Below are 13,139 nucleotides of genomic sequence, written 5' to 3'. Positions count from 1 at the left end.
TATTTCAAACAAATGACTGGCAGGCGACCTACTTTCTTCTTCTTATTTTTTTGCATTGGAATAAATATCATTGGTACAGGCTCCGAAACGGCATTCGGACAGGTGACGGCAGGTGGCACTCTTGCAACTGAAAGAGATTGTCAATGCGGAATGCTGGCAAAAGCTGCCTTCCCCGGAGCGGCGATCACGACCGCGGAATGCGTCCCCGCAGGATCATTCACACCACCTGGTAGCAAAGTTACGATCAATAACCTGCCAGCTTTTTGCCGTGTTGCGGCTACATTAACACCCACACCGGATTCCCGGATCCGCATCGAAGTATGGCTGCCGGAAAGCAATTGGAATGAAAGGTTTTTGGGCACGGGAAATGGTGGAGGGGCCGGTAACATTCATTTCGGTGCATTGGCCAATGGATTAAGAAAAGGGTTCGCCACGGCCAACACGGATATGGGAACATCACCCGGCCCGAATGAGCTGGCCGGACACCCCGACAAATGGGCAGACTTTGGTTACCGCGCCACGCATGAGATGACTGTGACTGGCAAGGCGATCATGCAGCATTACTACCAGAAGCCAGCCCGGTACGCTTATTTTTCGGGCTGCTCGACGGGTGGTCAGCAGGCATTGATGGAGGCCCAGCGATACCCGGAAGACTATAACGGCATTCTGGCGGGCGCTCCGGCGAACAACCGGACCCATTTGCATACCGGCTTCGTCTGGAACTTGCGGGTAACCAATGACATTGCAGGAAGTGCATTTATTCCGAAAGAAAAAATAGCGTTGATCACCCAGGCAGTTGTGAAGGCTTGTGCCGGAAAGGACGGCGGCGCACCGGGGGATAATTTTCTCACCGATCCCGGGGCATGTCAGTTTGACCCGGAAACACTTCCCAAATGTCCGGACGGAACCGACGACGGGAGCTGCCTGACACAGGCACAGATCAATGCGCTCAAAAAGATATACGCAGGCCCGGTGAATCCTCGCACGGGCGAAAGAATATATACGCCACTGCCGTTGGGAAGTGAAAACTCAGGAGCTGGCCTGGACATGCAACAAAATCCGCAGCAGTCGCCGGGCGCATTTTTTTATCAATACAAATGGGCATTCGGGCCGGAATTTGATTATCGTACCTTCGATTTCGATCACGATCAGGACAAGCTGGACTCTGTTCTGGGGCCGCTCCTGAATGCTAATAACCCGGATCTGTCAGCATTGAAGAAACGGGGATGTAAGATTCTGATGTACTCAGGAACTGCCGATCCGCTGGTACCCTATCAGGACGCCGTCAACTATTATGAGAGGGTGGCGGAAGCACAGGGTGGGGTGATACAGACACAGGAATTCTTTCGCTTTTTTCTGGTACCGGGTATGGCACATTGCAGCGGCGGGCCGGGCGTGAATGACTGCGGCGATATGCTCGGCGCACTGATCAAATGGGAAGAGGAAGGTAAAGCTCCCGAGCGATTGATGGGCACGGCATATTATCAGGCGGACCCTAAAAACGGTGTCCGTTTCAAGCGGCCGCTTTATCCTTACCCGCAATTACCCGCATATGTTGGCGGCGATGTAAGCTTGCCTGAGAGCTTCAAACCAGTGGTGTATCCGGAGCGGAAGGTTTTGCAGCCTGCGATGCGATATCTCAACTGAATGTAGTAGTAAATGTTAACTAGTTTTAGCATAAAAATCTTATAACTTCGGAAGTTCTGCTAATTTTTCTTGTTTTAATTCATAAAGTAAGTACATTAAGCGGCAATATGAAGATCGAATCTGTGTCGGCTAACTCAACTGATAAATTGAATAAGGAGCTATTCTTTGAGATATCTCAGGACATACTTTGTGTTGCTGGATATGATGGGTACTTCCGAATGGTAAATCCTGCATTTACCAAACTCATGGGATATTCTCATGAGGAATTGCTCGCCAAGCCCATTGATGAGTTTATCTATTTTGAAGACAGGGAGCTTACTTCACAGTATCGGGAAGAATTGAAAAAGAGCATACCGCTTTTGAATTACGAAAACCGGTACGTGACTAAGAATGGCGAGATCGTGTGGCTTGCGTGGACTTCAATGCCCAGGGACGCTGATCGGTTGGTTTTTGCTATTGCCAAGAATATCACCCATAAAAAGATCATTGAACAAGACCGGAATGCGCTTCTTGCTAACCTTACCCGGATCAATCAGGATCTTAAACAATTGACCTATACGACATCTCATGACCTCAGGTCGCCGGTCAACAACCTGCTGTCTGTGTTTGGCCTTCTGGATACTTCCAAAATTCAGGATGCGGAGACTTTACAGTTTATCGATATTTTAAAGTCGGCGACCGAAAGCCTGAAAGATTCGCTGAACCATTATGTTGATATTCTGGTACAAAAGGATCTCCTGACCGTCAAAAGAGGTGAAATAAGTCTGAGTGCGTCGCTGGACACTGTAATGCTGTCACTAAAAACACTTCTTGAAAACTCCAAAACCAGGATCACGGCAGACTTTTCGGAATTTGACGACATTAAATTCAATGCGAGCTACATGGAGAGCATTTTTCTCAACCTGATCACGAATTCGATCAAGTACGTTATTCCGCATAATACGCCTGTCATCGGTATTTCGACAAAAAGGTCAGGGAATGTTAAACAGCTGATATTCAAGGATCAGGGAGCTGGTTTCGATATGGATCTCGTGAAAGACAGGCTCTTCGGGCTAAATCAGACATTCCATAACCATAGCGACGCCAAAGGTATCGGGCTTTACCTGGTACGTAGCCACCTGACCAGCCTCGGAGGAAGCATTGCAGTTGAAAGCAAACCCAACGAGGGCACGACATTTACATTGTCGTTCAAAAGCTGACGCGGGCTTTTCGTACCGGGTTTTCCCATATCAAGTCATTCCTACCATTTTTCCAAGGAAATCCACCGTTTATGAACCCGGCGAATCTGTGGTAGATTTTTAAATCAATTTTGATTCAGAAATTTTAAATTAACGATTACATAATTTTCCAGAAGTACTGGGGCAACATGAAAGGGCTAGATTTGACAAACATATCCAGGAAAAAAGAGAATGTCCAAAGTCTACGCTTCTCCCATTACCGCTTTGTTGCTAATCTTAATGCCTTTTATTTTCAGCGAGGCCCCTTTACATGTTTCTTCCAAAAGGCATCTTGCTTCTTTAAGTATTTCGGATTCCGGCAGCTTTTCAGCGATCACGTATAACATCGCGGGGCTGCCCGAATTCATTTCAAGCGCGGTTACCCGGCGGGCTGTCAGTATTGCCGATATTGGCGGGCGGCTCAATTCGTACGACATTGCGCATGTCCAGGAGGATTTCAACTACCACAAAAATCTCTGTGAAAGTCGCAACCAGCATTTCTACCGCACACAAACCAAAGGCGCGGTACCATTTGGTGACGGCCTGAATACGCTATCGAAATACCCGATCCACCGTCTCAGCCGCATCCGCTGGAACGACTGCACGGGAGCTGACTGCCTGACGCCGAAGGGATTTACTTATACTCAGATACAGGTTGCGCTGGGCGTGTTCATTGATTTTTACAATGTACATGCCAATGCTTATAACCATCCGGCGGCGGCCAGGGCGCGATGTGGGAATGTTCGGCAGCTTAGCAGCTACATTGCCAGTCATTCAAAAGGCCACGCCGTCATTGTCATGGGAGACCTCAACGGACATTATAGCTTTTCAAAAGATAATATTCATACGTTGCTCAAAAATAACGGTTTAGCGGATGCCTGGGTGTTGTTGCAAAACAAAAATGAAATGCCCGGTCACGCAGATTCGTTGCCGGCAAGCAATATTCTCGACATCGGGCAGGGCACTGAAACTATTGACAAAATTCTGTACCGAAGCTCTGAGGACCTCATGCTGGAACCGGGAAATTATAAACTGGAAAATGAAAGCTTCCGAAACCATACGGGATTGCCACTGTCCGATCACCATCCGGTAAGCGTTTCGTTTCAATGGAGGAAACGACAGGCACGGATCGCCAGCATGTAGTCGCGCAGATTCCACGGGTAATATTTCACCGGTAGTGACCTTTTATGATTTATATGATCTACTAGATTTTATTAATCATGACAAATTCGCGACGAAAATTTATCAGTTCTGCTACCGCTATTGTGGCGGGCGCAAGCATTTCAACGGTATTCCCGTCTACATTGTCGGCTTTTCCTAAGCTTTCATCTCCCGCAGATACCATCCGGATCGGTGCCATAGGTGTGAATGGAATGGGTTGGTCGGATCTTACGGCCATTTTGAAAAACCCCGGGGTTGAATGTGTGGCGTTGTGCGACGTGGATAAAAATGTCCTGGACAAGCGCGCTGCCGAACTCGCTGCGAAAGGAATGAAAGTGAAAACCTACGCCGATTATCGTGAATTGCTGAAAGACAAAAATATAGATGCCGTGGTCATCGGGTCGCCGGATCACTGGCATTGTTTGATGATGGTAGAGGCTTGTCAGGCGGGGAAAGACGTATATGTCGAAAAACCCATCGGAAATTCTATCGCGGAATGCCGTGCTATGGTTGCTGCGCAGAAGAAATCGGGCCGGGTGGTGCAGGTAGGGCAGTGGCAACGGAGCCAGAAACACTTTCGGGATGCGATGGATTTCGTGCATTCGGGTAAGCTGGGTAAGATACGGCTGGTGAAAGTATGGTCGTATTTTAGCTGGGTAACACCTATTTCCAAGCTGCCTGATGGTACTCCGCCAGCCGGGGTTGACTACAATATGTGGCTGGGGCCAGCTCCTAAAAGACCTTTTAACCCAAACCGTTTTCATTTCAATTTTCGCTGGTTCTGGGATTATGCCGGCGGGCTGATGACTGACTGGGGCGTTCATTTGCTGGATTATGCGCTGCTGGGAATGAAAGCCGAAATTCCGAACAGCATTATGGCGGCGGGAGGTAAGTTCGCGAATCCTGATTCCGGCGCAGAAACGCCTGATACGTTGACTACTGTATATGAATTCGGCGATTTCAACATTCAATGGGAGCACGCCATTGGCATTGACGATGGGCCATATAACCGCCAGCACGGGATCGCTTTCATTGGCAATAATGGCACACTTGTCCTCGACCGGAATGGATGGGAGGTGATACCGGAAGGTAAAAAAATGGAGGCGGTGGCACTGCAGAAATCGTCGGACAATGGGCTGGACCTGCATGCGAAAAATTTCATCGAAGTGGTCCGTTCCCGGAAATTGGAGGACTTGCACGCGCCGGTCCAGGTGGGGGCTGACATTGCTATTTTTTCGCAGATGGGAAATATTGCTTTCCGTACCGGCAAAAAATTGTATTGGGACAAACAAAAAGGCTTGTTCACCGATGCTGCGGCCAACAAATTCATTGCCAAAGAATACCATAACGGTTATAAAATACCTTCTGTTTAAATGACTAATCCCATCATGAAAGCCAGACTGTTTACATTATTCTGCGGCCTGATCCTGCTCTCTTCGAATGTACATTCGCAAACATTAGCGAAGACGGTAGTGGCAGATAAGCGTCCAAAAACCGATAGAAAAGCTGTTGAAAAACGATACCTGTACGTAGCCACGCCCGGCATCCGCGACTACCTCGGGTATGGTGGGCACGGGCTGCTGGTTTTTGATATGAACGACAATCATCGTTTTGTCAAAAGGATCACTACCAATGGATTGCACCCCAACGGCAAGCCGTCCAATGTGAAAGGCATCGCGGTCAGCATTCCGCTCAACAGCATTTATATCAGTACGATAGAAGGCTTGCAGCGCATTGACCTGACGAGTGAAAAGGTGATATGGGAAAAGACTTATGAGGGAGGATGCGACCGGATGTCGATTTCGCCGGACGGGCAAACCATGTACCTGCCGTCACTGGAAAAGGGTTTCTGGAATGTAGTCGATTGCAAAACCGGGGACATTATGAAGAAGATCAATGTCCATAAAAGGGCGCATAATACCATTTACGGGCCGTCCGGGAATTTTGTTTACATGGGCGATATTGCCAGTCCGTGGCTGCATGTGGCAGATCCCAAGACTCATACGCTGGCAGGGAAAGTTGGGGTTTTTGCCAATAACATCAGGCCATTCACGATCAATGCGAAGGAAACGATGGTGTATGTGACGGTGGATAGTCTGCTCGGTTTTGAGGTAGGGGATTTGAAAAAAGGCACTAAAATCGCGCATGTAGCCGTGGAAGGATGGGAAATGGGCCCCGTGCGTCGCCACGGAAATCCCAGTCACGGAATTGGTCTTACGCCTGACGAAAAAGAGCTTTGGGTTTGTGATGGGCATAATATGCGGTTGCACGTATTTAAAGCGACGGCACCTTACCAGCAACTGACGACCATTCCGGTGCAGGATATGCCCGGCTGGGTCACATTCAGCATGGACGGGAAATACGCGTATCCGTCGAGCGGGGAGGTGATAGAGGTGAAGACCCGCAAGATTATTTCTACATTGAAAGACGAGTTCAATAATAGTGTGGCCAGTGAAAAAATGGCCGAAGTGCAGTACAGCGGCAACCGGGCTGTGCGTGCGGGCGACCAGTTTGGGATCGGAAGAGCAGGCCAGGATTAATATGTTAATGTAAAAAAGCTTACTTTGCGCACTTAAAGTTCTTTGTCTTGCTTCTCCACAAAAATTGGTTCACGTCCACGATGTGAAAAATAGGGAACCGTGTTAAATTCACGGACTGTCGCGCAACTGTGAGTAACGATGATAAAACGTTACAAGTCAGATACCTGCCATTTTTTGTTTGATGATGCTTTCGCGTAAAAAAGCTAGTCAGGTCCGGATCATTTTCTGCATATCCTGTCAAGGATATTTGTGCGTCTTTGCGCGATGCTAATGCATAATTTCTCTTCTTTTCCTGTCTGATTTATTTCCGCCGCATGATCGGCAGCCTCTGAGCTTTTAACTTCTTTTAATTCATTTTGGATTACGGGAATGCTAAAAATTCTAAATCATATTTACAGGAAATGTTAAATTACTTATTGATTGATTCTCTTCTTTTGGGTGTACAGCATTCATTTGAACCCGACCACATGGCTGCTGTGTCTGTACTGGCTACCGGCAAAAATCAAAAACCGGCGGATCGTTTAAAACTAATCTGGCGCTCGTCCCACTGGGCACTGGGGCATTCATTTACATTGATTCTTTTTGCCTGCCTGGTTTTATTATTAAAATCCACCATTTCCTTAGATATAGCCGAGAAAGTAGAGCTGATTATCGGGCCCTTGATGATATGGCTTGGTGTACTTGCACTACGGCGAAATTTTCACAAAATAAATGTGGTAAAAGAACCATTGAATGCTAAAAAAGTAAGCCGATCATTTTGGGTAGGAATGGTGCATGGACTGGCCGGAACTGGCGGCGCATGTGCAGTTGCATTGACGCTCGCGGCGAGTGATGCATATACAGCAGTTTGGATTATCATACTTCAAAGTGCCGGAATTATTTTATCAATGTCCGCCTACGGATATTTCTTCGCATTTTCAATCAACAAATTTGCTGCTAAAAAAGAATCGGTGCTGAGAGCTATTAATTATATCGTTGGTTTTTTATCCATTACAATCGGAACAATCACATTATTGGAAGCATTTTAGATTTCGTTTTTGTAAAATCTATTTATTAATATGAACAAATCATATTAATAAATTTCACGGAATAAATATCCGCATACTTACTTTTTGTACAACAACTATCTGCCAATAAATCAAGTAGTTATACTTACTCATTTCAGTATAACTACTCTGTGATTTAATGTTGGTAGCAAGCTACATTTACTCAATATTTTATTGCTCCTGCAAGTCATCGCCACTACTTCTCATTTTTATTGACCAATACAAGATTTCCATTTTGTAGTTAGTACGCAGTCCAATTTCTATTCCGTATCGATAATTAACCTTTTATTACCATGAAAAAGATTTATGCTTTTGCGTTAATTTCTATGGGCATTATTGCCTTGCTGCAATTGGAGTCGTGTTTTAAGCCAACGCCGAACGGCCCGATAGCAGGACTTATAACAGGATATGTCTTTACGGAAGTTAGAATAAAAGACCAATCTGTTAAAAAAGTATTCTTACCGGATGTAATTGTCACTATTAAAAATACTTCCGGTAGTACAGTTGCAATTGACACTACGGAATTGGATGGTGGTTACCGCACGAAAGATCTTCAACCTGGTGATTACACGATTAATCTTTCTAAACAAGGATTTATCAATCAGAGTTATAAAACAACTGTTGAAAAAGCGACCAATCATCCGGGACAATTGAGAATTAGTTTTCGTGAGAATAATTACATTTTCGGTACCGTAAAATTAGCTGATGGTTTTCCTGCTATTTTTAAAAATGAAGTATTTGGGATTAGTTTTTTTACAACCGTTTTTGTTGATCTTGATAAAATAAAAAGTGCAGTAAGGTGTAATACTTCCGGAGAATTTATTTTAACAGGAGTACCACCAAAGGCAAGGTTTTCCATTACGGCTACTTGCCAGCGGGCAGTGGTCAATCAGACGGTACAGGCTAATGGTCAGGTGTATGACTTGGTTTTTAAAAATACAAAACCTGCTATTAAATACATTGTAGCATTCAATGAGAGTGGTAAGGCAGTGCTGCGCACTTTGCCTTCGACCAAACTGAAAGTTGTAGCAAATACATTGGACAAGGAAGGGCAAACCCTTACCTATATGTGGCTTCCCGGCGGAGATTATCCGGGCTCAACGTTTTCAAATAATGCTGAGGCGACATGGCAATTAACGGCCGTGAAAGCAAAAAACCTGCTGACATTACTAGTACTCGATGATTTTGGAGGGGCCGCATTTACCTCTTATTCAATTGATGACAACGACGGAAAAGTCGCATTTTCGGGTGTGGCGCTCAACATCGACGGGAGCGGGAAGATCCCCGGTGCTGTGATCACGATTAATGGGCAACAGGTGGCGGCAACTGACAGCAAAGGGCATTTCAGTGTGCGGGTCGATGAGGCGGAAAACAACCGCTATGTGCTCAATGTCGAGAAACCGGGATTCATGCTCAGTTCGACGATTTTCCAAAAAGAGGCTTTTGAACAAACATATAAATTGGTTAGCGCCACGGTGAAGGAATTTGATCCGGGAAATGACATTGTTTTGACGGAGGAAGAAGACAAATTCACCAGATTTGTCACTTTTGACAAAGAACAAAAACGACGCTCCCGACCAGCGGCGACCATCAAAATACCTGCCGGGAGTATTACAGACAGCAACGGCAATAAGGTATTATCAGCAGTGAATGTTCAGCTTCGTACCATTGACCTGTACAATTCGCAGGGATTAATGCCGGGAGATTATGCGGCTGTGGAAAATGGATCGGACAAAACATTGGTGAGTTTCGGGGCCATTGACGTACAAATACGAGATAAGGCAAACCCCACAAAAAGGTACAACATCAGCCCAACCGCCCTTGCGGACATTAATGTGCCTATTTCATCAGATATTCAAAGTGCTGCTCCGGCCAATATCGGGCTTTGGGACTATAACGAGAAGAGTGGGATCTGGGAGAAGATTACGACGGTCAATAAAAGCGGTGACAAATACGTAGGCACTACCAACAAGTTTTCGTCGATCAATACGGATGTCGCCATTACCGGAGGAACTTGCATTTATCTGCAAGACAATCTGAACAACCCGATTTTTCCGGGTGGAGATTGTGACGTAACCATTACGATCCCGACAGCCGGTGCGCCGAAAATCAAGCATGCAACCATCAGTGCGGCGGACCCGACATTGATCATAGCCCGACTTCCGCTGAACACCAACATTTCGATTGAAGTGAAAAGAGGTGCGGACATTGTGGCGGCCCGTACATTACTTACTTCCTCTGTATCCTCAGGTGCTGCCTCGGCTATTGATCCGGCCGATCCCGGAACTGTTTGTACCAATGATTTCTATAAAAAAGATCCGCCTCTTGCGGACGTGACATCTGCACCTTTTCTGAGTATGGTTGAAACGCTTACCGAGGCGCAGGCCATAGCTTATTACAGGTCCACTGGCGCCATTAAGGATACCGACGCCGACGGTGTATTTGAATTGAGTGAAGGAGAGACATTCGCCCAATGGAAAGCGAGGAACAATTTCGGGGCTGGTGATGACGCACACGCTTCTTATTTCAATGCGGGCGATTTAGGATTTCACCGGGCTATGCATCAAAAAGGTTCTGGTGGTCACATTGCCTACTATGTGTCCAATTATGCCAATGCTGTGCAGGCGGAGGACGATGTTTTCGGGACACGTTCGATTGTGCCCAATGCGACAGTTGCCATGGAATATGATATCAATGCGAACACCGGCGTCCGTGGAATTATCAAGTTCTACTTGTTCACAGGTCCCGCGGAGACGCTCAACACGCATGTAGACTTGGACGGAGGTGGCGAGAGATTTGTACCGGGCTTATGTATTGTTTGCCACGGCGGTCGGGAGATTGACTACTTGGCTGTGACCAGTTTGCAAGACTACTATAAGCTTAATCCCACACATTCACCCGCGTTTCTGGCATTCGATGCGCAGTCATTCGAGTATTCGGCAGCCCATGACCGCCCTTCGCAGGAGACGGAGCTAAGAAAGCTAAATCAGCGGGTTTATGATGCCAACTCGACACAGGCTATTAAGGATTTTCTGAATGCGGCGTATAGCAGCACCGGCACATTGGCGGGGAATTTCGCTGACAACAGTACCGCTGTGAACTGGCTCCCCGGGGCTACCAATGGCATTAATAATGCATTTTTCTATTCCCGCGTGGTCGGGCCTTCGTGCCGGACTTGTCACGCATCCAAATCGGCAAATGTCGTTTTGCAATTTAACACGCCGGGCGACTTTTCAGCATTTCCGGTGTGTGGGCCAGGAAAATATATGCCCAATGCCAAGGTTACGTTTATTAATTTCTGGACAAGCTCGAATCCTTATCAACCTGAGCAGCTACGGTTATTTGTCGGTGACCAAATTTGCGAATAACGATTGGGTGGCATTCATTTCAGAAAGAGTTCCATTCCCTCGCTCTGCTGGTTACGGAACCAGTCCAAAAAAAATATTGATGCTGTACGCTGATGATCACACCCGCCATCACTCTGCAGATTGAAAGCGAAAAGCTGATGCAAATAAGAGTTGCGTTTTGTACATTGAGCTGCTTTAACTCTTAAACGCATTTTTATAGGAGCATCATGAATAAAAGGATCATCGCTGTTTGCTTGATCGCCGCGCTTGTCTCGGTCACAGGTGTACTTTATAGTTTCACAGAGCACGGTTCAGCCAAACCGCTGAAATGGAAAACTGGTGTGGCACTGTACTCATTTAATCATTTCTCCTTCGCCGAGTCGCTGAAAAGGGCGGATAGTGCCGGTGCCAAATACGTGGAAGGCTTTTTCTTTCATAAGCTGGGTGATGATTTTGGCGGCCATTCCATTCCAGCACTGTCGAATGAAGAGATTGCTAAGATGAAGACCATGTTGAGCACGAAAGGGCTTCAAATGAAGTCGTTATATGCTGGCAATGGTAAAAATCTGAAAGAATGGCTGGCGTATTTTGACTTTGCAAAACAAACCGGTGTTGAATTTCTGAACTGTGAGCCCGAGAAAAAGGACTGGAACTTGCTGGATAGCCTCGCCGGGGTTTACAAAACTCAAACTTCCCGAAAACTCACCGGAACAGACCAGGTTTTGGGAGGTGGCCAGGAATCTCGCCCATATACCCGGCGTCCTGAATTTTCAATGTCTGAAACAAACCAGCCCCAAAAATCCATTCGAATATGGCTTGTCCATGGAATTCGAGGATCAGGGAAAATATGATAGTTATTCGGACCATGTTGAACACCAGGCGTTTATTCAAAACTTCTGGCTCAACGATGTCGGGGATTTTCTGGAAATAGATTATGAAGTTTTAAAAGTGAAGTTGTGGCAACTAAAATAAAAATGAATCAAAATTTGTCTAATATCCGACAAGTAAATATATTTGAAATATGAAATCCTTTGATACTATTCCCGAGGCTTTTGACTGGTGGATAAAAAATCTTTACCCATTACTTAGTCCCGAGTTAAAAAAGGGAAAAGCAGTAAGAGCCTGGAAGGATTACACATATAATCAGGGGATTTCAGAAAAGCGTATGAGAGAGATCCTAGTAGAGTTTGGACATTTCAAAATTCAAACTTCTATCGTTTATGAGCCTTAAACGGCTTTTTATTTGTCTGTTTTTTGTCGGAAAATAGACAAATTCTTGAAAAGAAAAACCCGGAGCAGAGTCGCGAAACTTAAATCTCCGGGTTCAGTTCAATCAATTTACCAATGGCAAATAAAGTTGCGCTGGTGCCGGTCAGGAGACCGGCTATCGCTCGGACGTAGTGGGACACTACGCCCAACTGTGGCAAATGACCTTAACAATCAATCCAGATCTTCCAGTTTATAACCCAGGTACTCGTCGATTGTGAGCTTGTAATTCAGCTTTTTGCGGGCGTTGTAGACATGTATACTGTAAGTTCCTTCCATCAATTGTGATACATCGAACCAGCGACCATAGGACGATGCATTGATCTGTTCGGTATAAATAGTATGTAGTTCGTTATCGAGGATAGTGACCTGGTAAAACTCTTCCAGCGGGTTTTTCAGGATCACTTTTACCCTGCCTTGCCTGGTTACATATACATTATGAGCCGCGACTTTCGGGTCCGAAGCGACGGTTTCGAACTCAACCGGTTCTGATTTATATGTCTCGTGAAATCCTATTCTGCTGTCGGCAATGATGTCATATGCCTTTACATCGGATTTTAGCATGTTTTTGCTCATCAGTTTACTGAGTAGTTCGTCGAACTTTCGCACATTCTTTTTGCTGAGCTTAATGTATTTTCGCGACATCGTTTCCTGATACATCGGCTGATGGTCGGCGTCAAAAAAACGGACCATCGTGTTTTGGGTCTTGTAATCCGTGTGCACCTGCCAGTATCCACTTTCGGATTTCTGTGGTGAATAATACGATTGGGCGAAGAGGTGGATTGAAATACCCGGCAGGAGCGTCAGCACGAGCATTTGAACGATGATTAAATGGACTTTTTTCATGGCTGTAAGGGGTTTGAGATTTGTAAAGACAAATGCAAAGAAATGCCTGCGGAAAGTGTTCTTTTCTCC

General features: G+C 45.9%; 10 protein-coding genes and 1 riboswitch. Of the genes, 9 read left to right on the top strand and 1 reads right to left on the bottom strand.

Annotated elements, in window-relative coordinates; genetic code table 11:
• Positions 1–12 precede the first annotated feature (12 nt).
• The 9 genes from ON006_RS11970 (at position 13) to ON006_RS11930 (ending at position 12,189) form a co-directional block, all read left to right on the top strand.
• Complete coding sequence (locus ON006_RS11970; RefSeq protein WP_244820021.1) at positions 13–1,647, top strand: tannase/feruloyl esterase family alpha/beta hydrolase; 1,635 nt, start codon at positions 13–15, stop codon at positions 1,645–1,647.
• Between the two features lie 107 nt (positions 1,648–1,754).
• Positions 1,755–2,846 (top strand): sensor histidine kinase, encoded by a 1,092-nt coding sequence (locus ON006_RS11965; protein ID WP_244820020.1) that lies wholly within the window; start codon positions 1,755–1,757, stop codon positions 2,844–2,846.
• A gap of 210 nt (positions 2,847–3,056) precedes the next feature.
• Positions 3,057–4,007 (top strand): exonuclease/endonuclease/phosphatase family protein, encoded by a 951-nt coding sequence (locus ON006_RS11960; RefSeq protein ID WP_244820019.1) that lies wholly within the window; start codon positions 3,057–3,059, stop codon positions 4,005–4,007.
• A gap of 77 nt (positions 4,008–4,084) precedes the next feature.
• The gene (locus ON006_RS11955) at positions 4,085–5,398 is read left to right on the top strand and encodes a Gfo/Idh/MocA family protein (protein WP_244820018.1); all 1,314 of its coding nucleotides are present in this window, start codon (positions 4,085–4,087) and stop codon (positions 5,396–5,398) included.
• A gap of 15 nt (positions 5,399–5,413) precedes the next feature.
• A complete protein-coding gene (locus tag ON006_RS11950; protein WP_244820017.1) occupies positions 5,414–6,565 on the top strand; it encodes a beta-propeller fold lactonase family protein in 1,152 nt (383 codons plus the stop codon).
• A gap of 48 nt (positions 6,566–6,613) precedes the next feature.
• A riboswitch (cobalamin riboswitch) is annotated at positions 6,614–6,751 on the top strand.
• Between the two features lie 215 nt (positions 6,752–6,966).
• Positions 6,967–7,593 (top strand): cytochrome c biogenesis protein CcdA, encoded by a 627-nt coding sequence (locus tag ON006_RS11945; RefSeq protein WP_244820016.1) that lies wholly within the window; start codon positions 6,967–6,969, stop codon positions 7,591–7,593.
• A gap of 311 nt (positions 7,594–7,904) precedes the next feature.
• Positions 7,905–10,979: a carboxypeptidase-like regulatory domain-containing protein gene (locus ON006_RS11940; protein ID WP_244820015.1), complete on the top strand. Its 3,075-nt coding sequence runs from the start codon at positions 7,905–7,907 to the stop codon at positions 10,977–10,979.
• A 606-nt stretch (positions 10,980–11,585) separates the two neighbouring features.
• The gene (locus ON006_RS11935; RefSeq protein ID WP_310590190.1) at positions 11,586–11,930 is read left to right on the top strand and encodes a Dabb family protein; all 345 of its coding nucleotides are present in this window, start codon (positions 11,586–11,588) and stop codon (positions 11,928–11,930) included.
• Positions 11,931–11,979: 49 nt separating this feature from the next.
• The gene (locus ON006_RS11930; protein ID WP_244820014.1) at positions 11,980–12,189 is read left to right on the top strand and encodes a hypothetical protein; all 210 of its coding nucleotides are present in this window, start codon (positions 11,980–11,982) and stop codon (positions 12,187–12,189) included.
• 209 nt (positions 12,190–12,398) lie between these two features.
• Here the strand turns inward: ON006_RS11930 and ON006_RS11925 are convergent, their stop codons facing one another.
• Positions 12,399–13,070, bottom strand: coding sequence for a T9SS type A sorting domain-containing protein (locus tag ON006_RS11925; RefSeq protein ID WP_244820013.1), 672 nt, complete (start codon positions 13,068–13,070; stop codon positions 12,399–12,401).
• Positions 13,071–13,139 lie beyond the last annotated feature (69 nt).

Origin of the sequence: Dyadobacter pollutisoli (assembly GCF_026625565.1) — a bacterium.
Lineage (GTDB): Bacteria > Bacteroidota > Bacteroidia > Cytophagales > Spirosomataceae > Dyadobacter > Dyadobacter pollutisoli.
The sequence above is the reverse complement of the archived record's forward strand: the minus strand, read 5'-3'. Positions and strand labels throughout refer to the sequence as shown.

Excerpts from the sequence above, each read along its gene's own strand:
- ON006_RS11965 (WP_244820020.1), top strand. The coding sequence starts at position 1,755 with ATGAAGATCGAATCTGTGTCGGCTAACTCAACTGATAAATTGAATAAG.
- ON006_RS11930 (WP_244820014.1), top strand. The coding sequence starts at position 11,980 with ATGAAATCCTTTGATACTATTCCCGAGGCTTTTGACTGGTGGATAAAA.
- ON006_RS11955 (WP_244820018.1), top strand. The coding sequence starts at position 4,085 with ATGACAAATTCGCGACGAAAATTTATCAGTTCTGCTACCGCTATTGTG.
- ON006_RS11945 (WP_244820016.1), top strand. The coding sequence starts at position 6,967 with ATGTTAAATTACTTATTGATTGATTCTCTTCTTTTGGGTGTACAGCAT.
- ON006_RS11925 (WP_244820013.1), bottom strand. The coding sequence starts at position 13,070 with ATGAAAAAAGTCCATTTAATCATCGTTCAAATGCTCGTGCTGACGCTC.
- ON006_RS11940 (WP_244820015.1), top strand. The coding sequence starts at position 7,905 with ATGAAAAAGATTTATGCTTTTGCGTTAATTTCTATGGGCATTATTGCC.
- ON006_RS11950 (WP_244820017.1), top strand. The coding sequence starts at position 5,414 with ATGAAAGCCAGACTGTTTACATTATTCTGCGGCCTGATCCTGCTCTCT.
- ON006_RS11960 (WP_244820019.1), top strand. The coding sequence starts at position 3,057 with ATGTCCAAAGTCTACGCTTCTCCCATTACCGCTTTGTTGCTAATCTTA.
- ON006_RS11970 (WP_244820021.1), top strand. The coding sequence starts at position 13 with ATGACTGGCAGGCGACCTACTTTCTTCTTCTTATTTTTTTGCATTGGA.